General features: G+C 40.7%; 23 protein-coding genes and 2 pseudogenes. 12 read left to right on the forward strand and 13 right to left on the reverse strand.

Features of this window, described 5'->3' with window-relative positions:
• From E8E00_RS14790 to E8E00_RS14805, 4 genes are read right to left on the reverse strand one after another with little or no spacing between them, the layout of a single operon-like run.
• A complete protein-coding gene (locus tag E8E00_RS14790; protein ID WP_096632332.1) occupies window positions 1–717 on the reverse strand; it encodes a molecular chaperone in 717 nt (238 codons plus the stop codon).
• A complete protein-coding gene (locus E8E00_RS14795) occupies window positions 718–2130 on the reverse strand; it encodes a fimbrial protein (RefSeq protein WP_096632329.1) in 1413 nt (470 codons plus the stop codon). It lies immediately after the preceding gene.
• Complete coding sequence (locus E8E00_RS14800) at window positions 2121–4658, reverse strand: fimbria/pilus outer membrane usher protein (protein ID WP_096632327.1); 2538 nt, start codon at window positions 4656–4658, stop codon at window positions 2121–2123. Before E8E00_RS14800 ends, E8E00_RS14795 begins: the two co-directional genes overlap by 10 nt.
• Complete coding sequence (locus tag E8E00_RS14805) at window positions 4606–5370, reverse strand: molecular chaperone (protein WP_096632324.1); 765 nt, start codon at window positions 5368–5370, stop codon at window positions 4606–4608. The genes E8E00_RS14800 and E8E00_RS14805 overlap by 53 nt, the downstream gene beginning before the upstream one ends.
• 162 nt (window positions 5371–5532) lie before the next feature.
• On the opposite strand from E8E00_RS14805, the gene E8E00_RS14810 reads away from it, so the two are divergent.
• Window positions 5533–5829 (forward strand): hypothetical protein, encoded by a 297-nt coding sequence (locus E8E00_RS14810; RefSeq protein ID WP_096632321.1) that lies wholly within the window; start codon window positions 5533–5535, stop codon window positions 5827–5829.
• An 11-nt stretch (window positions 5830–5840) separates the two neighbouring features.
• Here the strand turns inward: E8E00_RS14810 and E8E00_RS14815 are convergent, their stop codons facing one another.
• The 4 genes and pseudogenes from E8E00_RS14815 to E8E00_RS14830 all read right to left on the reverse strand — a co-directional run.
• A complete protein-coding gene (locus E8E00_RS14815; protein WP_096632319.1) occupies window positions 5841–6419 on the reverse strand; it encodes a fimbrial protein in 579 nt (192 codons plus the stop codon).
• Between the two features lie 141 nt (window positions 6420–6560).
• On the reverse strand, window positions 6561–7241 hold the full coding sequence (locus E8E00_RS14820; protein WP_096632316.1) for a fimbrial protein: 681 nt from the start codon (window positions 7239–7241) through the stop codon (window positions 6561–6563).
• A gap of 123 nt (window positions 7242–7364) precedes the next feature.
• Complete coding sequence (locus tag E8E00_RS14825) at window positions 7365–7907, reverse strand: fimbrial protein (RefSeq protein WP_096632313.1); 543 nt, start codon at window positions 7905–7907, stop codon at window positions 7365–7367.
• Window positions 7908–8365: 458 nt separating this feature from the next.
• Window positions 8366–8914 (reverse strand): annotated as a pseudogene (locus E8E00_RS14830) (IS5 family transposase); the annotation flags it as partial.
• Between the two features lie 481 nt (window positions 8915–9395).
• Here E8E00_RS14830 and E8E00_RS14835 point away from each other — a divergent pair.
• The 7 genes and pseudogenes from E8E00_RS14835 to E8E00_RS14865 all read left to right on the forward strand — a co-directional run.
• Window positions 9396–9839: a PTS sugar transporter subunit IIA gene (locus E8E00_RS14835; RefSeq protein WP_096632310.1), complete on the forward strand. Its 444-nt coding sequence runs from the start codon at window positions 9396–9398 to the stop codon at window positions 9837–9839.
• A gap of 30 nt (window positions 9840–9869) precedes the next feature.
• Complete coding sequence (locus tag E8E00_RS14840) at window positions 9870–11273, forward strand: PTS mannitol transporter subunit IICB (protein WP_096632306.1); 1404 nt, start codon at window positions 9870–9872, stop codon at window positions 11271–11273.
• A gap of 48 nt (window positions 11274–11321) precedes the next feature.
• The gene (locus tag E8E00_RS14845; RefSeq protein WP_136588400.1) at window positions 11322–12593 is read left to right on the forward strand and encodes a zinc-binding dehydrogenase; all 1272 of its coding nucleotides are present in this window, start codon (window positions 11322–11324) and stop codon (window positions 12591–12593) included.
• 56 nt (window positions 12594–12649) lie between these two features.
• Window positions 12650–13162 carry an MltR family transcriptional regulator gene (locus tag E8E00_RS14850; protein WP_096632786.1) on the forward strand — a complete coding sequence of 171 codons (513 nt, stop codon included), beginning with the start codon at window positions 12650–12652 and terminating at the stop codon, window positions 13160–13162.
• Between the two features lie 10 nt (window positions 13163–13172).
• Window positions 13173–13907 (forward strand): nucleoside/nucleotide kinase family protein, encoded by a 735-nt coding sequence (locus tag E8E00_RS14855; RefSeq protein WP_096632304.1) that lies wholly within the window; start codon window positions 13173–13175, stop codon window positions 13905–13907.
• Window positions 13908–13926: 19 nt separating this feature from the next.
• A complete protein-coding gene (locus E8E00_RS14860; RefSeq protein ID WP_096632301.1) occupies window positions 13927–14679 on the forward strand; it encodes a phosphatase in 753 nt (250 codons plus the stop codon).
• A 45-nt stretch (window positions 14680–14724) separates the two neighbouring features.
• A pseudogene (locus E8E00_RS14865) lies at window positions 14725–14841 on the forward strand (hypothetical protein); the annotation flags it as partial.
• Between the two features lie 439 nt (window positions 14842–15280).
• Here the strand turns inward: E8E00_RS14865 and E8E00_RS14870 are convergent.
• The 4 genes from E8E00_RS14870 to E8E00_RS14885 form a co-directional block, all read right to left on the reverse strand.
• Window positions 15281–15961 carry a fimbrial protein gene (locus tag E8E00_RS14870; RefSeq protein ID WP_096632295.1) on the reverse strand — a complete coding sequence of 227 codons (681 nt, stop codon included), beginning with the start codon at window positions 15959–15961 and terminating at the stop codon, window positions 15281–15283.
• Between the two features lie 123 nt (window positions 15962–16084).
• Entirely contained in the window at window positions 16085–16627 is a 543-nt protein-coding gene (locus tag E8E00_RS14875; RefSeq protein WP_096632289.1) for a fimbrial protein, read from the reverse strand.
• A gap of 711 nt (window positions 16628–17338) precedes the next feature.
• Window positions 17339–17941, reverse strand: a complete 603-nt coding sequence (locus tag E8E00_RS14880) for a fimbrial protein (RefSeq protein ID WP_136588401.1) — start codon at window positions 17939–17941, stop codon at window positions 17339–17341.
• 231 nt (window positions 17942–18172) lie between these two features.
• Window positions 18173–18715 carry a fimbrial protein gene (locus tag E8E00_RS14885; RefSeq protein ID WP_096632289.1) on the reverse strand — a complete coding sequence of 181 codons (543 nt, stop codon included), beginning with the start codon at window positions 18713–18715 and terminating at the stop codon, window positions 18173–18175.
• Window positions 18716–19252: 537 nt separating this feature from the next.
• Between E8E00_RS14885 and E8E00_RS14890 the strand changes: the two genes are divergently transcribed.
• The gene (locus E8E00_RS14890) at window positions 19253–21214 is read left to right on the forward strand and encodes a sensor histidine kinase (RefSeq protein WP_096632286.1); all 1962 of its coding nucleotides are present in this window, start codon (window positions 19253–19255) and stop codon (window positions 21212–21214) included.
• Window positions 21215–21272: 58 nt separating this feature from the next.
• Here the strand turns inward: E8E00_RS14890 and E8E00_RS14895 are convergent, their stop codons facing one another.
• Window positions 21273–21914 (reverse strand): TetR/AcrR family transcriptional regulator, encoded by a 642-nt coding sequence (locus E8E00_RS14895; RefSeq protein ID WP_096632283.1) that lies wholly within the window; start codon window positions 21912–21914, stop codon window positions 21273–21275.
• A gap of 221 nt (window positions 21915–22135) precedes the next feature.
• Here E8E00_RS14895 and E8E00_RS14900 point away from each other — a divergent pair, with 221 nt between their 5' ends.
• From E8E00_RS14900 to E8E00_RS14910, 3 genes are read left to right on the forward strand one after another with little or no spacing between them, the layout of a single operon-like run.
• On the forward strand, window positions 22136–23770 hold the full coding sequence (locus tag E8E00_RS14900; protein WP_168174089.1) for a PTS transporter subunit EIIC: 1635 nt from the start codon (window positions 22136–22138) through the stop codon (window positions 23768–23770).
• Between the two features lie 15 nt (window positions 23771–23785).
• Window positions 23786–24121 (forward strand): PTS lactose/cellobiose transporter subunit IIA, encoded by a 336-nt coding sequence (locus E8E00_RS14905; RefSeq protein WP_069587883.1) that lies wholly within the window; start codon window positions 23786–23788, stop codon window positions 24119–24121.
• Entirely contained in the window at window positions 24105–25511 is a 1407-nt protein-coding gene (locus E8E00_RS14910; RefSeq protein WP_096632278.1) for a glycoside hydrolase family 1 protein, read from the forward strand. Before E8E00_RS14905 ends, E8E00_RS14910 begins: the two co-directional genes overlap by 17 nt.
• Window positions 25512–25537: the final 26 nt, after the last annotated feature.

Below are 25537 nucleotides of genomic sequence, written 5' to 3' on the forward strand. Positions count from 1 at the left end.
TTAATCACCTAAAGTTACTTCTTTTGATAGTGTGTAAACAAACCCCGAATCATCAATAAGATTTAACTTAACTTTTCCACCTTCAGGTATCTTTGATAATGGAATTTTAGTCACACCATAAGGCCTGATAACTCGAGGAAAGTTTTTAATGACATAGTCGCCAATAGAAAGCCCTGCAAGATTCAAATGAAATGAAGTATTGTTATCAACCACGAGTGAACAGTTCTCTTTATCTATATTAACATCGACCTTCAGAGAAAGAATTATTTTATCTGATTCTATTTTATTAAAATTTTCACTTTTTGATGGCCGATAAAAGACTTTGTATTGTGTTTGCATTGTTAACGTCAATTTATCTTCGTTGCTAACATTTACCGGGGGAATTTCGTGAATGTTTAGCCAATATAGCTCTTCATTCTTAGGCTCTCTTTCGGAAATATTGATTAGCTCGATTACCTTTGATTCTCCTGTCTCCAGATTGAACAGAGAAGGCTTCGTGATTATCGGAGCCTCTGCGTTGTTAGGTTGCTTATTTAGATCGCCATCATCAACCCATGTTTGAACAATAACATCATACGCATTTGTGTTCTTAACAACTACTGAATGTGAGAACTTTGAAGAATCAAAGATAACTCGTGTACCTTCAAGCGTAATACCAGCTGTAACATTAGCACTTATCATCGTATAAAAAATTGAAAAAATGATACCTAGCTTCATCTAATTGACCCTCATAACGACACGAGCAGTCGCTCGGTATTTACCAGGTGATATACTAGCCTTAGAGACCACGGGGATCTTACCTAATCGTGCTTCGAATTCCATATTATAAATACCATTTCCAATAGAATTCCCCTCGGGTATAATTTTTCCTTGACCAAAATTAGATGACAAATACTTGTCTGGATTAGAAAAGTTAAGTTGAGAACCGGACTGATCATAAAGTGTGACTGCAACACCTCTAGCAGAATTTTCAGAGTCATAGTTTTCAGTTAACAGATATGGTGTTGAAATTCCATTATTCACTAGAGATAAATCTTCGGCTTTCTTAAAATTAGCAGACGAAGGTAAGAACGACATACTAACTTGATCTCGACCTGATCCTCTTCTAGCGCCGGACTGACAATTATAAGAAACTGAAAAACGTGAAGTCCGATAGATACCCATATTTAACTCATTCACACTAATTTGAGGGAATGTCACAGATGGTGTTATAAAATTAATTTTACATGTAGGTAACCTTCGAACAGTGAAACCTTTATGTAGCCCAATAGTGCCTGGCCAATAGGCATACCAACCAGGAAAATGGTATTTATGATTTAGGCCGGGTCGCGGACCTTCTAATTTATTTGCGTTGTTCAATGGCAATCTAACTGCAAAATAGCCAAGCGGCTGCTTCTCGTCAAATTGATTCGTTATATCATAGCCACTCCACTTAGGATGAGAATTCCCACTTGGATGAACGTCAGGTATCCTTATCAATTCTAACTTTATATTACTAAAATTTTTGGCTTTTACCAAAATATTTCCATACTGATCTCGATCTAAGTTGGTTAATTGCCTAGCTTTCCAGTTGTGCGAGAAATGTTCACCTGTAGAAAGGTTAGTAATACGAAACCCTAAACCCTTTACCTTTGTAGAGTAAACGTTTGGCATACCAAAAAACTTACCAACTTCCATTTCATCATAACCACCAAATCGATAATCTCCATTAGTTGAATACATTTCATAAATAGAGTTTTTATAACTCGCTGGACATTTATAAAGCACCTGATCTGGTGAATAGCGACCTGATTCAGCAAATTCGATAAAACTTTTCACTGTAGAGCTAAGTACAGTACCAACTTTCTGAAAATCTTCATCAGCTATATTAGGGTTAGGGATTGTCATGTTCGCATAATTCGTATCAGTGGCACCAATCCACTTTCCAGTCGTACCGTGTTCTTGTTGAACTCCCAGTATATGCCCTGAGTTTGGTTTGTTTACTGGATGACTAGGCGCATGGCTTATTCTTACACATTTAGGAATAGGACCATAGAAAGCTTGTGCGTGCGTAGCCAAGGCAAAGTAGCTTAAAAAGCCCATGATAAATGGTAAAGCGACGACTTTTTTTAATAGATATGTTATTTGCATACGGAAGATAACCTCACTAAGTCTACGTCATTCTTTATCTTATTAGAAATATCATATTCAAGAACGCACTTTTTGTCTTCTGATTCTCCCCAACTCATGTAAAGAGAACCTTCAGGCTCTGCAACCCTTATAAACGCGAGAGAGTTTTGTGAAACCATACCAACTTTTAACCCCGCTTGATTCGTAATCTCTGTACCTAGTGGTGGTCGTTTATTACTATTTATATTGACAAGAACAGCTTTACCAAAACGCGTTTTGACTTCATAGTTCAAGATTGATCCAGCTGTTGGGATCAGCCGAAATTCACTTTCAGATAATTCAACATCTTTACTTTCCATTGTTGATGTATCTAACGCTATTTGATTCACACTATAAGGTGATAGATTGCTGACTACGCCATATCCGTTACCTGCTATTGTTGCGCTTCGCGTATTTTTGATTGAGGTCCCTTCGGCATCATCTGCTTTAATGATTGCAAAGGAATCTCCTAATTTCTGGCTCAAGTTAATCCCACCCGAGTGTATAACCGCACCACCTTGAACACTAGCTCCCCATTGCTTATAGTTATCACTTCTACTATATGTTGTACTAAAAGAAGCTTTGTCCGCTAAGTGATTAAGACTCAAGGAGTACATTTTGTTCTCATCATCTTCAGAATACGTTATGCCATAACTAGTATTTTCTGAATTTTTTATCTGACCCGCTAAACCCGTTTGATAGCTCGTCGTATCATCAGAGTGAGTAACGTCTAAAGACATCATAGACAGGCTATCTCTTCCTCCTAACGGTATGGATAGACCAACATTAAATATATCATCAGAGTCAAAAGAATCTTCTTGATAAGTTTTGGCGTAATTAATATTTATTGTAACCTCACCAATACTAGTAGAGTAGCCAAGTTGAGCCTGGGTTAATCCATCTTTATCTCCGCCGTAACTAGTATGAGAACCAGACAAGTAAACTTGTCCTTTATCAGATAAAGATTGGTTTATATTGATATTTACTAATGCACGCTCTGACTGTTGGATATCTGAATAATCATAAATATCACTTTCACTATTTAGCACGGCGACGTCATTTAGTGTTCTGTAACCTGAAGTAGAAAACAGATATCCGCCCAAATTAAGGCTCGTGCCGGTGTCAAAAACAACAGAATAATCGATTCCTGTCTTCCATCCACTATCTACATTGCCATGAATATCGGAATGAGCATACATATAGCTCAATCCGAACGCCCCTAATGTTGTACCATAGACTAGGCCTATAGAAGGAGATACGTAGTTTTCAGATATACGCAATCCACTATTTGTGGTTACGCTGTTAGTTATTCCTCGCTCGTAAAAACCTTCAAGAAAATAAGGAGCGTCTGATATCTCGGATAGTCTCAATTGCCCACCTGATAAGGCATAATTTGAATTACCTGGTCGAACGGAGCTTGAAACTGCATTGAAAGGAACAGTAAAATTTGAGACCTTCCCATTTGCCTCTTTAACAGACACATCCAAATCACCTTGATAATAGGTTGAATATAAATCATTAATGATAAATGGACCAGCAGCGACGGTAGTCTGATAAATTTCGCGCCCCCGTTGAGAAACCGTAACAGTTGCTACAGAATTAGCAACGCCTGTAATCACAGGGGCATAACCCCGCTGTGATAAAGGTTTCATTCTTATATCAGATTTTAGTTCAAAGCCAGTAAAACCGACACTGTCAAACTGACTAGTGGACGTGAATGTTTGCCCTAACGTTAATTCACTTTTCCAAGTCGGTATTGCTGTTTTCGCATAAGTGCGAACATGATTAATATTATCGTATGTGGTTGTACCTGAGTCCGAATGGCTGTAGCTTAACTGACTACGTATACGCCAATTACCGACGTTAGCACCAATCCTAGCACTGGCAAACAAGCTACTATTTTCTGTCTCATTAAAATCAAAGTTTTGTTTCGATTGAAAATAGTTTGCATCGTAGTTTATAAAACCAGCTGTAGTGCCAAAATCCCATTGATCTGGGCTAATATAGCCTCGGGGCTTAGATTCCATATATGCTTGCGGGACATACAGATCTAACTTTAAACTTTGTCGGTCTATCTCAAAGTTTAAGTCTTTAATATTGACGCATGATGCGTCTCCATCGTTCAATATATAATCGTCGAGCACCCCAATTTCTTTCCAATATTTCTCTGGGAAGCAGGGAATAGTTTTATCATTTTTTTTAGCTATAACGACAATATCACGACGATATAACTTTTCGTTTATATAGACATCTAGGCTATACTCCCCATCTTGAAGATCAGGCTCATTTAATAGGCTGTCAAGAACTGCTGAATTGTCCTCTCCGGATCCTAACAGCAATGAACTATCAAAAATGACGGTATTTTCTTCCGCTCTTGTGTTAGTAATAACGAATAAAGCCAGCGCTAAATATAAATAATTTTTGTTGATTACAGAGAACATATTAATAACTTCTAAGCTATTTATTAATGGCAATACTTTTGGGAACGTGAGCCCCATAGTCATTAACATAAACAATATTTAACACAGCACCATTCACGCTTTCTTTCTGATTCGTAATTTTGTCCGTTCGTACAAAGTTTTCTAATGTAGTGGAACTGTAAGGCTCTACCATTACCGGTTCGTAGCTATATCTAGTTGTACCTTTTTCTACATTTAAACTTGACATGCTTATATAATATCCGGAATTGTTTTTAACTTTAATTGATTCCGGTTCACCATCAGTCCCATACATGACTTCAGTCGACATTTTATCAATCGAATCACGCGGGTTTCCATCAATAGATGACGGTCGATAAAAAATTTTAACTCTATTACGTAGAACAATTTTTAATTGGTTTTGGCCTTCTAATCCTTCAGAGTTAGGTGGAATCACTAAAAAGTTCAAATAGAAGACACTCTCTTTATTATTTGGTAAGCCATCCCCCGTGTAAATCATCCTTACAGATTGCCCGCTTTCCTTGTCAACTTTAAATATTGGTGGTAGTAGAGAAAACGGACCATCAGCGGTTTCCGGGGTCGATTGAGAATCACCTTTATCAGTCCAAAGCTGTACAATATTAGGAAAATCGTCGTTATTAGTAAATTGTATTGTATGTTCTACGCCATCTCCCGGGAAAATAACTCTTGTATTTTTGAGAACGACAGAAGCATGGACCGATACCACAGTATAAAAATATATACCCAAAAATAAAACCACTTTGCGAATAGTAACTATTTTCATTTATAGACCCTTACTAACTTTCTCGTTACTTTTGGAAAGTCCAAAAAGACCTTCCTCCTGCAATGAAACCTATACTCATAATGTGTTTATCGTTTATCATATGATCGATTGTTGCCTACAATGGTAAATATAGTTCAAATGAAAAAATCAAGAGAGGTTCAAATGAAAAAAATTATCTTTTTGATTTTGCTAAGTGTTTTTAGCATTGCGTCCAATGCAAACAACGATGTCGGAAGCGGTTCAATAACCTTTATCGGCAGGATTGTAGAAACAACCTGCGACACTGATAAAAATGGTACTGTGTGTGGTAAACCGCTTTTCACAGGAACTGATAATGCTTTATTCACTAGCGCTAACAACGGAAATGATTCGCCCGAGACTTCAAACAGGTGGATTAACGTGTTAAGTAAAAAGCATCTAAACGATACGACTTTGCTTGCAACTGTACTTTACCTGTAGAAAAACCACGTTTACAGATATGTCACCAAGTATTGAATCCGCGACACTATATTCCCCGAGGTGGCGCTACCTTTTTCTGATAGGTAGCGCACACCGATACTTATGTTGGCATTCCCCTGTTCGGGAACAACGTTTAGTTCTACACTTGCTAAATCATTGATATCAATTGGTACTCCATTCGAGGCCATTAGTTGTAAAACGACATTCTTAGCGCTTCCATTGCTATTTACTAAATTTCCTTCCGTCGACGCTTCACCAATAAGCCTGGTAACGTAAACGTTTCTTGCCTGAGAAGGAATGCAGTCTCTTAATGAAAACTCAAACCAAGTTTCTCCTGCAATAGATGATGGTGTGAGTAGCTTATCTATTGCTACTGTTGGTAGAAGCACAACTGGGTTGCTACTCGATCCATTAACTTCAATGACGCAGGTTTGATTCGTCGTTGCCCCCAGAAGGTGAACCTCATTTGCATTCGCAGACTGAGAAAAAACAAGGCTTACTGCAAAACTAAGTCCGATTAACATTAAAAAATAATTTTGTATATATAACACAACATTTACCGCTCTCTGCCTTGGAGACCCTTCTTGCATAGATATTGAGACATGGGCAATGCCTGTAGATCAAAATATCTTCGGAAAATGATTATCAGCAATGCAATACACCTAACACTTCTATTCTATCTTTTTTATTATTGAAGATTAGTGACACCATATCAACGCAATCGTTACGTGTTAGTAGTATTGGACTGCATATTGAACCAAACCTATAACGCTCCCAGGTCCGGCATTTCCTTCATAAGAAACATACTCAACGGCCAACTCTTTATCCGCCGAACTTTCGCCAGGAGGAAGCATTATAACACCGCCGTTGACAGTGCCTGGGTATCCGACATTAACTTCATTAATGGGTCTATATAGTCGAAGTTGAACGTTTTTAGCATCTCCTCTGTTACCAATTAGCTCTTGGATATCATCGGTATCGCTTGGTATGAGTGGTCCAGTTATGTTATAAGGTTGTAGCTGGACAATTAAAGCTTGAACAGCATCCGAAGGAACGCATCCTTTTACACCAATGTTAAACAATTTCCTACCTGCACTTGAACCAGGCTCTTTTAACTTATTCGCTTCGACTGAATCTAAATTTACGACAACATTTCCCTCTTTGCCGTTTACTGTCGCACTACATGTCTGATTAGTTACATAACCATCGATAGTTAGTTCGTTAGAAGCTTGACTAGAGAAACTAATTAGCGCCCCTAGGGCCATCGCGATAGAAGGTACAACGCCTGCAATAAATTTTTTCACGAAAATTCTCTTTAAGATATCTGAACACATAACATTCATAAATGGCAATTTCAGTGTAACAATACCATTTATATTTTTATATAAATGTTGTCTGACATAAAGCAGCATGAAAGATTCGCCAACAAAATAAAGGATTCATAGCTAGACTGTCACTATGAACCCTATCTTTCATAAACAAGCTTATTCAATATTGATTATAGAAGCTTACCTTCTATAGGATTTATAGCTGTATTAGTTGTATTCAACTGCGTACTGCAATGCACCTTTAACTTCACCAGGGGTTGCGCCACCGTTTTCAGAAATATAAGCAACACCAAAGTCCACTGATGCTGAAGTAGCACCGGCCTCCAGCACAAGGCCGCTTAGCTTAGCAGGAGAGCTTAAGTCAACCGCGTCGCCGTTAGCGTCTTTAATTTGTAATGCTACGTTTTCAGCATCACCTGTATTTAGCAAGTTACCGCCATCAGTAACACCGTTACCTACGAATACTGTTGAGACTTCAACATTTCCTTGTGGCGCGGTACAATCTGTAATGCCAATATTGAAAGTTTTATCACCCGCTGTTGAACCCGCATCTTGAAGCAACGCTGCTGATACAGACTCAAGCAGAACAACAGGGTTCGCAGCGTTTCCGTTAACTGTCACAGAACAAGTTTGGTCTGTTACTTCACCATTGAAAGTAATGGTGTTATTAGCAAGTGCAGCAGAAGAAGCAAACATGACTACAGACGTTAGACCTAAAGCGCTCGCTACAGAAATCATCGATTTTTTCATTTTTAAAACTCTCATTTAAACTGGTATGGGATTACGAAGAACACATCGCGTTAATTCGGGAGCTAGTATGCACCAGGCATAAAAACTGGCCTATAGGAATAATCCCTTACAGCTGTAGGAAATCCCTTATGGCGTGCAAAACTGGCAAGTTCTCCCACAGCTGGATAACTTAGTTGCATAGTTAGCGATTAATAAACCCCAAATAACTGCCGAAGTCAGCTTAAAATTAGCCATTTATCTGTTGATCTACATCGACAGAGGATGCGGAAAGCTCTTAAGTGGCATCGCACTCTCACTGAATGACTCTACATCGCTAAGATCCACATGACACGGCACTACCTCTGACATATCATCCGATGGCGACCACTTGGATGATTGAGCGAACAGGTGCGGCAGTCGTAATAGGGATAGACAATCGGACATTTGTTAACCACGGTTCGGTAGCATTTTGAGTTGATTAAACCATTACCCAGGGTTGGCAGGGCTTCATTGTCGCCGACAGACGCTAAGCTAACGACAGCAGAAATCACTTCATGTGTACTGTCGTCAATCGCGAGATGCCGCTTGCGCCAAACACGGCGTTTTTCCTTGCCATGTTTGCGCATTTTCCACTCTCCCTCGCCGAACACTTTTAAACCGGTGGCATCAATGACGACGTGAGCAACGGGCCCACGACTGGGTAATCGGTAGTTAACATCAACCGTCTTCGCCCGTTTACTGATACAACTGTATGACGGCGATTTTAACGGCACGTCCATCAGGCCAAATATCGAGTCGAGAAACCCTTGCAGGGCACGCAGAGGGAGCTTAAAAATACCTTTAACCATCAGCGCTGTTTCAATGGCACCACCGGTATACGTAAAGCCTCTGCCTCGTTTGCCATGATGCTCTTTGCAGTGCCAAGTCTGGATAGCGGCGTCATCAATCCAAAAGGTAATCGAACCACGGTTAATCAATACTTGATTGTATTGCGTCCAATTGCTGAGTTTGTACTTGGCTTTGCTCATCACCTGTGACCTGTTTTGAGGCGTTGATGATCTGATCGCGGCTCGGATGATTAGTTCAATGATTTAGGAAACAACGCCATTTTTGATAAAAAAGTTACAAAATCACCTATTAAAGATACAATTGAGAGGCTTGTCACTATATTTGAGAGGTAGGAAGGAGGATACATAACATATTTAATGCTTAACTCATCACAATGCTACTAAGTAAATATGTTAAAATTGATATAGGTCACATTTATTTTGTTTTATTTTTTTATTACAAACAAGACATTTGTCACATGTAGACTATTGCTATGTTGTTCAAACAAAAAAAGTAAATATCTTTCATGTCATTTGTGTGACTATGACATTTAAATTCTGGTTGACACTTTAATTATAGTGATCTTGATCACTTTACGAGATCACTTTTCAGCCATGTGTTTTCCATCAATAATAACCCCAAGAACAACGAACAACGAACAACTATATATTGGGGTTAACCATGTTATACGACCTAGTCGATCACGACCTAATTGATGTTATCCACCACTCACATTACCAGTGGGAAGATGCAGTAAAAGAGACGACTCGTTACTTACACGACAAAGGTTACGTAACGACTGATTATGCTGATGCGATCATCCAATCTACTTATGATAACGGTCCATATTACGTACTCTGTCCAGGGATTGCCATGCCTCACGCTAGGCCAGAGGCTGGCGTTCTAAAAACAGGCCTTGGTATTCACGTATTTGAAACTCCTGTGGACTTTGGCTCAGATATGGGCCCAAGCAACGTTCTTCTAACGCTAGCTGCAAAGGACTCTAATACTCACATTGCAGTGATTCAGGCGCTTAGCGAAATGTTAGTGGATGAAGAAAATATAAAAAAGCTTGCAACGTCAAAAACAAAACAAGACATTTTAGAAATTATCAAATGCTACTAATTAAAACCTCTCGTTAAGAAGGAATATAACGTGCCTACAAATATAAGAGCAAAAGTGCAAGCCTTCGGCGGTTATCTAACAGCGATGGTATTGCCAAACATCGGAGCCTTTATTGCTTGGGGCTTTATAACTGCTTTATTTATCCCTACAGGTTGGATCCCTAACGAGTACTTTGGTGAATTGGTTGGCCCCATGATCACCTACTTGCTACCTCTGCTTATCGGTTACACTGGTGGTCAACTTATTGGTGACAAACGCGGTGCGGTTGCCGGTGCAATCGGCACTATGGGTGTGATCGCAGGTGCAGATATTCCAATGTTCGTTGGTGCAATGATCATGGGTCCAATTAGTGGCTGGGTGATAATTCAAATCGACAAGCGTTTAGAAGGCAAAATTCCTTCTGGTTTTGAGATGGTGGTAAACAACTTCTCGCTAGGTATTTTCGGCATGCTGATGTGTCTGTTTGCTTATGCGATTGTTGGTCCCTCAGTAACAGCAGCAAATTTATTCGTTAAGTCAGGCATCGAAGCGCTTGTTGCGACTGGCTTTCTTCCTCTACTTGCTATTATTAATGAGCCAGCAAAGGTACTATTCTTAAACAACGCTATCGACCAAGGTATATACTATCCTCTGGGTCTACAAGCAGCAGCGGAAACTGGCAAATCTATCTTCTTTATGGTGGCATCTAACCCTGGTCCAGGCCTAGGTATGCTTTTGGCTTACGCGAAATTTGGTCAAGGTCTAAGTAAAAAATCAGCGCCAAGTGCAATCATCATCCACTTCTTCGGTGGTATCCATGAACTCTACTTCCCATACGTGCTAATGAAGCCAATCATGATCCTAGCGATGATTGCAGGTGGAGCGACAGGTATCGCTACGTTCAACCTCCTTGATGGTGGGCTGGTTGCAGGCCCAAGTCCAGGATCAATTTTCTCTTACCTAGCACTAACACCAAAAGGCAGCTTCTTCGCAACCATCGCTGGTGTAATAACAGCAACAATTATCTCTTTCCTAGTGGCAAGTACAATCCTGAAAGTGAATAAGAAAAGTGAGTCTGGAGATGAATTCGAGCAATCTGTAACTAATATGAAAGACATGAAAGCAGAAGGCTCAGTGGCAGCGGTAAAACCAGAAGGAAAAGTAGTACCGGTAAAAGACATTAAATTTGTAGCGTTTGCTTGCGATGCGGGAATGGGGTCAAGCGCGATGGGAGCATCCACTTTCAAGCGTAAACTCGAAAAGTTAGGCTTTAATATTGAAGTGAAAAATTTCGCAATCGAGAAAGTTCCAAGTAATGCTGACGTGGTAGTTACCCATGAGAGCCTTGAGACTCGAGCAATCAAATCAACAGGTCTACCTGTGGTAACTATCAAAAACTTCCTACATGATCCAGCATTAGACAACCTGATGGAAACTATCACTCAACAAGCTTAATCAATATACCGGGGTTAGGTTCTAGCCCCACTTTTTGGAGGAAATATCATGGTTCAAACAACTGCAGCGGTAATTTGTGGTGAAAAAGACGTTCAACTAAGAACCTTCAACCTACCAAGGATTTCAGATGATGAATTGCTGGTTAGAAACGTTTCCAATGGTATCTGTCTATCAACTTATAAAGCAGCACTACTCGGCAGCAACCACAAGCGTGTACCAGAGAATATTTCAGAAGTTCCAGTCATGACTGGTCATGAATACGCAGGTGTTATTGTAGAAGTCGGCGTTAACTTACAAGATCGTTTCAAACCTGGCGAACCATTTGTATTACAGCCAGCGATGGGCCTACCAACAGGTTACTCCGCAGGCTACAGCTATGAGACCTTTGGTGGTAACGCAACGTACTCAATCATTCCTAAAGTGGCAATTGGTCTAGATTGTGTACTGCCATACAAGGGCTCTTATTTCGCAAACGCATCACTTGCTGAGCCTATGTCTTGCATTATCGGAGCCTTCCACGCGAGCTACCACACCACGCCTTACGTTTACGAGCACCAAATGGGCATTAAAGAGGGTGGCACGTTAGCTCTTCTGGCATGTGCAGGCCCTATGGGTATTGGCGCTATTGATTATGCGATTAATGGTCCTGTAAGACCGAGCCGTATTGTTGTCACAGACATTGATGAAGCCCGCTTAGCGCGTGCTGAGAGTTTAATACCAATATCAAAAGCGTTAGAAAACGGTATTGAACTTCACTACGTAAATACAGCTGAAATTCAAGATCCGACAGCACATATTAAAGATCTAAACAATGGCAATGGCTACGATGATGTGATGGTTTACGCAGCGGTAACACAAGTACTAGAGCAAGCCGATGAGCTACTTGGTAACGATGGTTGCCTGAACTTTTTTGCTGGCCCAACAGACAAGCAATTCAAGGTTCCATTTAATTTTTACAACGTGCATTATGAGTCAACACACATTGTGGGCACGTCTGGTGGCTCAACTGATGATATGCTTGAATCGATTGAACTTTCTGAAGCTGGTAAGATCAATCCTTCATTTATGCTAACCCACGTTGGTGGTCTAGAAGCAGCACCTCACACGATCCTAAATCAATTGGATATTCCGGGAGGTAAAAAGCTAATATACCCGCACATTGACCTGCCACTGACGGCAATTGATGAATTCCATAAGCTCGCTGACCAAGACCCATTCTTTGGTGACTTAGATCGAATTTTGAAAGACAATAACTACGTTTGGAACGAACTAGCAGAGAAAGCGCTACTAGAGTTCTACAACGTTAGCCTAACGATTTAATCGAATATTTCGTGGTAGCAACTGCTACCACGATTGATAAGGAACATAATATTACGGTGCAAGAAGAATTATTAGATGCCTTAGAAGAGTGCGAAACCGCCACTTGTTTTATCCAAGCATCTCATAAGCTTATTACAGCCAAGTTGAAGAGTTTACTACCAAGGGTATTTATACAAGATCCTTTGGTGATTGAGTATGCCGTAACGCCTCTTCTTAGAGAGGATGGCCCATTAGTCGAGATTGATGTAGCCTCTAAACTGATGTTTGCGATAGGGAAAATATCGCTAGAGACGTATGCTCACATTAACTTATTTGACCAAATGTATGGCTTTGTCGCTCAGAAAAAAGAGCCTATTTCGTTTAGTGATGACGTGATTTACGACTTCATCAGTAATCAATCGTCGTTCTCAAAGTCCAAGCGTAGCTTCTACCTTGATTCGATTAACCAATTAAAATTTTCATCATTCAACTCTTTTTCTCAAGCTCGTTATGAATCACTGGTCAAAACCGTGTTGAAACTCTCTCTCGAGGGCTTGCTAGAAACTGTGGAGAACGAAATCATAGATTAAGGCTTTTCACATGAAAGTTTTACTAAATATCAGCGGCTTTGAAACCGAAGCACTATTCCCAGATAATAATATAGAAAAAATTCATAAACCACTTATTGAAAAGTTTTCTCGCCTTTACCAGGAAAAGAAAGAGCGAATCATCATCTTCCTAGCCGCGCCTCCAGGCAGCGGAAAATCCACTCTAGCCGCGTTTTGGGAGCACCTTTCTCATACATTGCCAAATGTAGACGCCTTACAGGTTTTACCGTTTGATGGTTTTCACTATCCGAATGAAATCCTAGATTCAAACTATATCATGCGCGGCGATGAGAAGGTTAAGCTACGCAGCATCAAAGGTGGGTATGAAACCTTTAACCTGACGTCATTGATCGACAAGTTAAAAAAGCTTAAGACCCAAGATCCAAAATGGCCATATTACGATCGCAACCTGCATGATCCGATTGATGATGCGATTACAGTAGATAAAGGGATTGTAGTGATTGAAGGCAACTGGCTTCTGCTCAATGAACCGGTGTGGAATGGCCTTCATGAATTAGCAGACTTCACCATCTTTATTGATGCCGACCCGAGATTCCTGGAAGAGCGCTTAGTAAATCGAAAAATTCGTGGCGGTACTTCATTAGAAGACGCGCAGGCGTTTTATAAAAACTCTGACTCAAATAACGTGGATATGGTGCTTAATCACTCTGTAAAAGCAGATCTCACACTGTATATGAACCAAGACGGTTCCTTTGAAATCAACTAATCATCTTTAGGAGTTCATGATGAATATCGTCATCGACAGCCATACTCATACCTTTGCCAGTGGCCATGCTTATAGCACTATTATTGAAAATGCCAAAGCATCGAAAGAAAAGAAACTAAAACTTCTTTGTACAACAGACCATGCTCCTGAAATGCCCGGAGCCCCTCACTACTGGTTTTTCAACAATCAAAGAATTTTGCCTCGTTTTATTCATGATGTAGGCATCCTGCGTGGCGTTGAAGCTAACATCATGAATGTAGAGGGAGATTTAGATTTAGCTCCTTCTACCTATCAACACCTTGATTGGATAATTGCAAGCTTTCATGAACCTGTTTTTCGACCGCAAACGGAAGAAATTCACACCAAAGCACTAATTAACGTGATTAAAGGCGGTAAAGTCGATGCACTCGGACACTTAGGCAATCCAAATTATTCATTTAATATTCGCGCTGTACTTGAATGCGCTAAAGAACATAATGTTGCGATTGAGGTAAACAATACCTCACTCACAGGTAAAAGTCGTAAAGGAAGTGATATACACTGTTCTGAAATTGTTGCTATTGGTAAAGAGATTGGTGTCTATTTCACTACGGGTTCTGATGCACATTTTTGTGAAGAGATTGCACGGCTAGATTTGGCGCAAGCATTGCTTGAAAAACACAAGGTAGAAGAAAAGAAAGTAATTACAACGTCGACCTCCAGATTCCTTAACTTTTTACTATTACGCGGTAAAAGCCGGATAGAAGAGTTCTCAGAATTATATCGAAGATAAAATCATGAAGAACCGAATCATTCTGAAAAAGAATTAGCAAATACAATCCGCGCACTTAGTAAGGATAGTGTTCAGCAAGTTAACACTGGTCATCCAGATGCACCAATGGGTATGGCTGCTATTGCTGCAGTGCGTTGGCGTGGCCACGTAAATCACAACCCTCGAGTTTACTGTGCCAATTGTACAACGCTGCCTCGCTGATGTGTTCTTCCGCTGTAATTTCCAAGATAGTTTTATTATTCGGCGGCAACAGTTTCTAGAGGATGGCGGCTTTTCTTTCGTCGGAATCTCTCGGTATAGTGTCCTCCATTAGCCCTTCATTGCTGGATTTTAGGGCGATTCAATATCTGGACAACTATCCTGACACTGGGGGACGGTCAAAATTGATAATGCCCCAACTTAATTAAATCAGTTAAGTTGGGGTTTCTATATACCTTGGAATTACACCACCTGCTTCTAGTTCTTTGCGGCCAAGAGAAATGTTTATAATCGTGGATAATCTCATTCGACTACTTAATAATTCCACTAAAGGGCCAGAAAATTCAACAGGTAGTTTTCTTATATAGATATTATAAAGTCGGATTAAAACCGCGATGGAAAACTAGTAATATTGAACTGCATATTGAACCAAACCTATAACGCTCCCTGGTCCAGCATTTCCTTCATGAGAAACATACTCAACAGCCAACTCTTTATCCGCAGAACTTTCGCCAGGAGGAAGCATTATAACACCGCCGTTGACAGTGCCTGGGTATCCGACATTAACCTCATTAATGGGTCTATATAGTCGAAGTTGAACGTTTTTAGCATCTCCTCTGTTACCAATTAGCTGTTGGGTATCACCGCTATCGCTTGGTATGAGTGGTCCAGTTATGTTATAAGGTTGTAGCTGGACAATTAAAGCTTGAACAGTATCCGAAGGAACGCATCCTTTTACACCAATGTTAAACAATTTCCTACCTGCACTTGAACCAGGCTCTTTTAACTTATTCGCTTCGACTGAATCTAAATTTACGACAACATTTCCCTCTTTGCCGTTTACTGTCGCACTACATGTCTGATTAGTTACATAACCATCGATAGTTAGTTCGTTAGAAGCTTGACTAGAGAAACTAATTAGCGCCCCTAGGGCCATCGCGATAGAAGGTACAACGCCTGCAATAAATTTTTTCACGAAAATTCTCTTTAAGATATCTGAACACATAACATTCATAAATGGCAATTTCAGTGTAACAATACCATTTATATTTTTATATAAATGTTGTCTGACATAAAGCAGCATGAAAGATTCGCCAACAAAATAAAGGATTCATAGCTAGACTGTCACTATGAACCCTATCTTTCATAAACAAGCTTGTTTAATATTGATTATAGAAGCTTACCTTCTATAGGACTTATAGCTATATTAGTTGTATTCAACTGCGTACTGCAATGCACCTTTAACTTCACCAGGGGTTGCGCCACCGTTTTCAGAAATATAAGCAACACCAAAGTCCGCTGATGCTGAAGTAGCACCGGCCTCCAGCACAAGGCCGCTTAGCTTAGCAGGAGAGCTTAAGTCAACCGCGTCGCCGTTAGCGTCTTTAATTTGTAATGCTACGTTTTCAGCATCACCTGTATTTAGCAAGTTACCGCCATCAGTAACACCGTTACCTACGAATACTGTTGAGACTTCAACATTTCCTTGTGGCGCGGTACAATCTGTAATGCCAATATTGAAAGTTTTATCACCCGCTGTTGAACCCGCATCTTGAAGCAACGCTGCTGATACAGACTCAAGCAGAACAACAGGGTTCGCAGCGTTTCCGTTAACTGTCACAGAACAAGTTTGGTCTGTTACTTCACCATTGAAAGTAATGGTGTTATTAGCAAGTGCAGCAGAAGAAGCAAACATGACTACAGACGTTAGACCTAAAGCGCTCGCTACAGAAATCATCGATTTTTTCATTTTTAAAACTCTCATTTAAACTGGTATGGGATTACGAAGAACACATCGCGTTAATTCGGGAGCCAGTATGCACCAGGCATAAAAACTGGCCTATAGGAATAATCCCTTAGGTCTGTAGGAAAAATCTCATGTAGTGCAATGTAGCGACAGGGCAAAGCGCGCGAGTAGATTATTTGTAAACGGAAATCACACTCTTTGTTAACTCGCTAAGAGTTGAGCTGCATAAGTCCAGTTTATGCGGTCAAAAAACAAACAGGGGTAAAAGAAAAGCAGCTTAAAACAACCATCTCGCGGTTAATGGGTTGTGAGAATTTACATTAATTCAACTCATGCGCTCGCCCTGAATGTAGCGAAGATACAATCAAGCCTTAATTAACCATAGACCGTCATTTATATCGATACTATGAAGTCAAACTGGCCAAAGAAAGAAATAATGAATTGGTTATAATCCGGTGGCCAATGATTCTTAACCACTACAGAGTATCTTATCTTGGCACTCTGCCGATGATCACCACCAGCGCTGAAGTAGTCTTTAAATTTATCTACCCACGCTATCTATCCGGAACTATTTTATAATTGGCATATATGATCACAGCCAGATATGATCGTTAACCCGATCTTTTCTTGGTTGAAAAACGTTCGCGATATCGTCTTGTCATAGGTGATTTTCATATCTAAATTATTAACGTCGGATTAAACCGAAAGAGCAAACTAGTAGTATTGAACTGCATATTGAACTAAACCTATAACGCTTCCAGGTCCGGCATTCCCTTCATGAGAAATATATTCAACACCTAGTTTTTGGCTCGCGCTGGTCTCACCTTCTTTAACTAAAAGATAAGTACCATTATTAATCAAGCTAGGATACGCTACAATCTGATCGTCTTTTTCTGGAAAGGCTACCATCTGAAGTTGAACATTTTCTGCGTCTCCTCTATTACCAATGAGCTCCCTATATTCATCTCCATTTTCATTTATTTTAGTAGGACCAGTTATATTATAAGGCTCTAGCTTGATCCTGAAAACTTGGGGAGAAGAAGCTGGAATACACCCTTTAACGCCAATATCAAATAACTTTCTACCCGCGGTCGAACCTGGCTCCTTTAACTTATCCGCTTCGACTGAATCTAAATTTACGACAACATTTCCCTCTTTGCCGTTTACCGTCGCACTACATGTTTGATTGGTTACGTAACCATCGATGTATAGTTTGTATAGCTCAAGTTCATCAGAAGCTTGGCTAGAGAAACTAATTAGCGCTCCTAGGACCATCGTAATAGAAGGTACAACGCCTGCAATAAATTTTTTTTTCACGAAAACTCTCTTTAAGATATCTGAACACATTACATTCATAAATGGCGATTTCAGTATAACAATACAATTTATATTGTTATACAAATGTTGTCTCACATAAAGTAGCATGAAATATTCGCCAATAAAATAAAGGATCCATAGATAGATTGTCACTATGAATCCTATCTTTCATAAACAAGCTTGTTTAATATTGATTATAGAAGCTTACCTTCTATAGGACTTATAGCTATATTAGTTGTATTCAACTGCGTACTGCAATGCACCTTTAACTTCACCAGGGGTTGCGCCACCGTTTTCAGAAATATAAGCAACACCAAAGTCCGCTGATGCTGAAGTAGCACCGGCCTCCAGCACAAGGCCGCTTAGCTTAGCAGGAGAGCTTAAGTCAACCGCGTCGCCGTTAGCGTCTTTAATTTGTAATGCTACGTTTTCAGCATCACCTGTATTTAGCAAGTTACCGCCATCAGTAACACCGTTACCTACGAATACTGTTGAGACTTCAACATTTCCTTGTGGCGCGGTACAATCTGTAATGCCAATATTGAAAGTTTTATCACCCGCTGTTGAACCCGCATCTTGAAGCAACGCTGCTGATACAGACTCAAGCAGAACAACAGGGTTCGCAGCGTTTCCGTTAACTGTCACAGAACAGGTTTGGTCTGTTACTTCACCATTGAAAGTAATGGTGTTATTAGCAAGTGCAGCAGAAGAAGCAAACATGACTACAGACGTTAGACCTAAAGCGCTCGCTACAGAAATCATCGATTTTTTCATTTTTAAAACTCTCATTAAATTTTAGATTATGGGTTACGAAGAATGTATCGCGTTAAATGGAGAGCAAATTATGCAGCGGTCATAACATTTTCTATATAGGAATCACCCTCTTACTCTGTAGGAAAAGTCCTATAAGGCATGTACTGGTTAGGTCTGTCACAGCCACTACAGGCGGCTTCGTGAAGCATTTACTATAATCAAATGCATACAATATATCATGAATTTAGGCGTATTCTCTGGACAGTTATTTAACTAAACATAGGCCGTATCACAAGCCCGCCCATGAAAGAATTCACCAATAATACCTCTCATAGCAGCGACTGTGGGTCCATGTTAGTCGCTACTAGCCTCTTATATTTGGCTATTTGTAGGGAATTTTATACACAACAGGTTTATCAGATAAACGTGAGGTCGGCATAGATATTATTGACTACTCTAAAAAGAGGCTCTCTCATCGTTACCAACGATTTAGCAACACTGGGTGCAGAATACAACTGATTCATGACCGTTGCAGCTGATTAAGGGGAAGTGTTCATAATGGCTAAAACATCATCAATGATTCGTCACCAGATCAACATCGGTTTTACGTTTGTTCTTGTTATTGCATTAATAACGATTTTTGCGGTGGTGGAGTGGAAAGTAAAACCTGACCTGATTAAGCAACGACAAGAGCGTATCAGCATTAGCCAACAAGCCCTTCTTGACTTAGTCAGTGCTAAGCTCGGGCAAATCGAACTTCTAACCAGCACTATGGCACTAACGAGCACAAAGCTCCCCAAAGACGAAGATCTTTTCCTCACCATCTTTCCACAGATCCTGAACAATCATGGTGACCCTGCCATTGCTGGAGGTGGCATTTGGCCCGAGCCAAGCACTTTTACAAAGGGCGTTGAACGGCGCAGCTTTTTCTGGGGGCGTTCGGGGAAAAACATGGCGTATTATGACGACTATAACCACCCAGAAGGCAAAGGTTACCACAACGAAAGCTGGTACAAAGTCGGAAAAGACGCACCGCCAGACCGCTGTCGCTGGTCAAACGCCTATATTGACCCCTTTACTAAAGAGCCGATGATTACCTGCACCGTACCCATGCACGAAGACCAAGAGTTTGTTGGCGTGGCCACCGTAGATATGAGATTGGCCGGTATTTCAGATATACTTTCACGATATGGTAAAGAAAGCAGCGGCTATATATTTGCTCTTGATGCAGACAACAAAGCGATTAGCGTTCCCAACTCAGCGGTAAAAGCTCAAACGTACAGAAATACACTACAAACGTTGAACGAACTAAACGAGCAACTGCCATGGCTACGTCAAGCATTAAACGCAACTCAAAGCCTAACTGGGAGTAGGCTAGTCACGGTAGAGAACGACGGTATTTTCGGCGAGGCATCATATGTTCATCTTATACACTTTCCGCAAACAGACTGGGTCATTGGCCTCGCGATTCCCAAAAGTCAACTGACCGCTGCCGCTGATCGTATGGGATTTTTTCTGATGATGGCCATCGGTGGGCTGCTTCTCTTTGTTGGTATTATCGCTGCGATTACCGCTCGCAACCTGTTAGGTAAAATTCAACAGACTACCCAGCAAATCTGGGAGCTCATTGAGGGTGAAACCACCCAAGAGTTGACGGTAAGTAACATGAACGAGGTAGGCGAATTGCGCCAAGCCGTTAACGCGTACGGTGAAAAACTCAAGTCGCTCCTTAGACAACTCGAGGCGATTCAAGAGGAATTGGTTCAGAATGAAAAGTTGTCATCACTCGGCTCGTTGGTCTCTGGCGTGGCTCATGAGTTGAATACTCCCATCGGTAACGCCCGGATGTCTTCCACCTCGATACTCGACACTAAACACGAATTCGTTCACAAACTCGAGCAGCCAATCACCCGTGACGATCTCGATCAGTTTCTCACCCATGTTGAAGACGGGACACGTATTATTGAGCGCAATATGTTGCGGGCCTCCGAATTAATTCGTGCCTTTAAGCAACTCGCGGTAGATCAAACCAGCGACCATAGACGCGACTTTGAACTACATCTGTTGATGAACGAAGTCCTGCTCTCTATGCGACCAACACTTGACCGCACACCGCACCAAGTCGAGGTCGCTATTCCAGAGGGCATTCTGCTCAACAGCTACCCAGGCGCGCTCACCCAAACGTTGATCAACTTAATCAATAATGCGTTAATTCATGCGTTTATCGGGCGTGACGCTGGGCACATACACATCATAGCCACCATGGCGACAACCGAGAGTGTGAGTATCCGCATACATGATGATGGCGCAGGGATGACGCCCGAAGTACAAAAACGTATTTTTGATCCCTTTTACACCACCCGACTCGGGCAAGGTGGTTCAGGGCTTGGTTTGCATATCACCTTCAACCTAGTCACCGGCGTACTTGGCGGCCGTATTGAGGTGAAAAGTGAGCCGGACAAAGGAAGCCGTTTTACGATTACTATCCCAAGCACTGCCCCTGATCATGAGGAGGCGTAGTGTGTAGTTAGTCTTCAATAGATTCGAATGATGAGTCAGAGTGTCGCGATCAATTTCATTAGTCCCACGCATAGAGGTTGCGGATATAGTCTTCCACTTTTTCCTCATCGCATGCCATACCATCTTTCCACCCGATTGGGCTAAACAAAGCCTTAAATGTAGAAAAGATCACGCGCAACTCAGTGCCTCTGGTAAACGAGACTCCGTGTTTAATCATATCGGCAGCGGTTCTCAACGATGTGATAAACGCAATGTCGCTATCTGTCTCGGGCTGAACTCTATCCCACAACTGCCCAATTAAGGAATGTAAGTCTTCCTGTCGCTCTTTCATTGCGGTAACTGATTGATTTGCCGCAGCTTCCTCTACTGACTTGTTTGTTGCGATAGCCAGTAGTCCTGTACGACTAAATTCCACAGACATGAAGTAGCTAGAACCAACATAATAGGCAATGAGCCTCTCCTTGTTGTTCAAATAATCAGTATTAATAATCGTAACCAGATTCTCTCGCGCGAACTCTAAGTGACGAATATATAGACAAATGAAGATATCCTCTTTTCCGCGAAATTGTGAGTATAGGGTCGGCCTTGATATCCCCGAGAGTCGAGCCAAGTCAGAAAGCTTGAAAGAAAAAACACCATCTCTCTCAATAAGCACTTTGGCGACATTCAATATCTTTTTCTCTAGCTCAGTCACTAGCATTTGAGCAGTTTCTCCATTTTTTCTCCACTTTACAGATGTTCATTGATTCCTCCTTGTATCGCTCCAGTCAACGATACTAGATTTCGTTATATATTACCATTTTTGCTTTGTTGATCACATTTTTGATTTACACATGTAATCCTTTTTGAGTTTCTTATCACATTACAACTTTACACATGTATGTAGTATTGCTTCATCTTAGATCGACTGAGGGAAACGATATGAATAAGGTTTTTTTGATCTGTGCGGGGGGATTATCAACCTCATTATTAGTGAAGAAAATTCGCGAATCTGCAGAAAGACAAAACTATCCAATAGATATTGAGGCTTGCGGGGAGGATAAATTTGACGAATACATTGCCAATCACTCTCTATGTTTAGTTGCTCCACAGTTGGCATTTAAAACGCCACAATTTATGGAGAGACTTCCCGAGGGGAAAAAAATCGAGAAAATTGATCGCCGTGTCTATGGCATGATGGATGGGGATGCAGTTCTAGAACAAATAAAAAAATCACTTGATGAGATTCCTGAAAAGTCAGACGTCGAAGTAAATAGTATTAATATAACTTCAGATGAAGCAGAAGAAGAACCAAGCTTTGCGCAAAGAATCTCTACAATGATGAGCAATAAGTATATGAACTCCATCAGAGATGGTTTTATATCTTCAATGGCTCTTATGATTATAGGTTCTATATCACTGATCCTCGTTGTTCCTCCTTTTTCCGAAGGGACGACCAACCCAGTCGGAAAGGCGTGGTTTTGGCTAGTGCATAACTACGGCACTGCATTAGAAATGCCCTACGCTGCGACCATGGGAATCATGTCGATATGGATTGCGTTCCTAGTGGGTGCATCAATGTCAAAGGAAGTCAATATTGATAAAATTATTGGCTCAACGGCTTCTGTCTTTGTATTTTTGCTCATGGCGACAGACGTCAATGCTAAATCTATTGATATGACAAGTGAATGGTTTGGCGCACAGGGGATTTTTTCTGCAATGATATGTGGATTATTAATTCCCAATTTACTGGCTTTCTGTAAAAAGAAAAAAATGTCCTTTGGCTTGCCAAGTTCAGTACCAGATAATATTAGAGAAACGTTTGATTCATTGCTCCCATTTTTTATTATTTTATTTATTATTTATCCGGCTTTGATAGCTGTTCAAACAACGCTTGGACAACCTGTACCGGCACTCGTTGCCATGCTCATTTCGCCTATGATTAGCGCGACAGATACATATCTAGGCATGATCGTCATTGTGTTACTCGTGCATACTCTCTGGTTTTTTGGGGTTCATGGAGCAGCGGTAGTACTCGGCGCAATTGCACCATTTACACTCGCAAATACGATGGCCAATATGGATGCATTATTAGCGGGTCAAGCCTTACCATATATTGTTGAAGAATCATTTTATCTCTTCTATGTGCTACTTGGTGGTTCCGGTGCAACCGTAGGTTTAGTTGTACTCATGTTGAAGTCAAAGTCTAAACAAATGAGAACTGTTGGGAAGCTGGGAGGGATAACATCAATATTTAATATCAACGAGCCAATTATTTTTGGCGCTCCCATTGTTGCAAATACCAAACTTATTATTCCATTTATTATTGCTCCTCTCATTACATCAAGCGCAGCATGGGTGGCGATTAAGTTTGGAATCATTCGAGCAGGGACCGCGTTACTGCCTCTTACCGTACCTGCCCCTATTGGTGCGGCATGGGCTGCGGGATGGTCGATTATCGCCTTTAGCTTAATATGTGCATTGGCTGTGTTGAGCTATTTTATTTATCTTCCATTCTTTAGATCTTACGAAAGAGACTTATTAGCCCTTGAAAAATCAGAACAAAACAACTTATAAAAATTGGAGAATATAATGTCCGTAAAAATTTCTGAAACTCAACTCATGTCATTAATTACCTCTGCAGGCATGGCCCGGTCAATAGCTATGGAAGCAATAGCATCAGCACGTCAGGGAGAAGTTGATGCTGCTATCCACCTTTTAAAAGAAGCAAACGAGGCTGCCAAAGAAGCTCATGCAATACAGACCGAATTAATTGGTATGGACGAAGGTGAGGGAAAGCTACACGTCACTATTGTGCTAGTACATGCTCAAGACCACCTAATGAACGCGATGCTATGTATTGACTTAGCCAAAGAACTCGTTGAACTATATAAATTACTTGGAGAAAGGAATGATGTTTCCAAATAACTTTTTATGGGGAGCAAGCACTTCTGCGTATCAATGCGAAGGTGCAGCCACATCTTACGGAAAAGGTTTGTCAGTAATGGATGTATCTTCTGTTTTTCAGGAGTGTGGGGTAACAGATGTTGAGGTTGCATCTGATCATTACCACAGATTTATTGAAGACATTTCCCTAATGGCAGAAATGGGGTTTAAAGCTTACCGGTTTTCAGTTTCATGGTCTCGTATCTTACCGAACGGTATTGGTGAGGTGAATGAAGAAGGGATAGCTCACTATCACCGCGTTCTTGATGAACTAGAAAAACATCATATTGAACCGATAGTAACCATGTATCATTTTGACTTACCTCTTGCTCTGCAAGATAAAGGAGGATGGTCAAACAGAAGTACCATTGATGCTTTTACTGAGTACGCTTCGGTTTTGTTCAGCCATTTTGGCGATCGAATAAAATACTGGCTAACTATCAATGAGCAAAACATGATGATTATTCACGGGGATGCTTTAGGTACAAGCTCACACCGTAAAGTCAACAATGAAAAAAAAGACTTATACCAACAAAATCATCACATGTTAGTCGCTCAAGCAAAGGTAATGCAGTTATGTCATAAAATGACTGATGCTAAAATTGGACCAGCTCCAAATATTTCTTCAGTTTATCCTGCAACACCACATCCCGATGATATGCTTGCTGCTAGTAATGCTTCGGCAATTCGTAACTGGCTATATTTAGATGCGACTGTTTTCGGAAAGTATAACAGTATCGCTTGGTCATTTATGGAAAGTGAAGGAATCATTCCCGACATACATGAAGGCGACATGGAAGTGCTTAAATCAGCACAACCGGATTTTATTGCGTTCAACTATTACTCTAATATGACAGTTCAGCGCAGTCGAGGTGAGAGCATTACTCAAGTAAAAGACCAACAAATGGGTGAATCTGAGCAAGGCTATTTTGAAAGTGTTCCAAATCATACATTAAATAAAAATGAATATGGCTGGGAAATCGATCCAATAGGGTTTAGGTATTGTTTAAGAGAAGTTTGGGACAGATACAGCCTTCCCATGATAGTTACCGAGAACGGCTTAGGTGCCAAAGATATATTGGTGATCGGTGATGACAATATTCCGACAGTAATTGATGATTATCGTATCGATTATTTACGAGCACATATCAAACAAATGCGACTCGCAATAGAAGATGGTTGCGATGTCTTCGGTTATTGTCCATGGTCTGCTATCGATTTGGTCTCTACACACCAAGGCATGAACAAACGATACGGGTTTATTTATGTTAACCGAGATGAATTTGACCTCAAAGATCTCGCGAGATATAAGAAAAAAAGTTTCTATTGGTATCAATCAGTTATTTCAAAAAATGGAACGTCTCTCGACTAAACCGTAGACTAAAACTAGTACACGTC

Source organism: Salinivibrio sp. YCSC6, assembly GCF_004916735.1.
In the GTDB taxonomy this organism is placed as follows: Bacteria; Pseudomonadota; Gammaproteobacteria; order Enterobacterales; family Vibrionaceae; genus Salinivibrio; species Salinivibrio proteolyticus.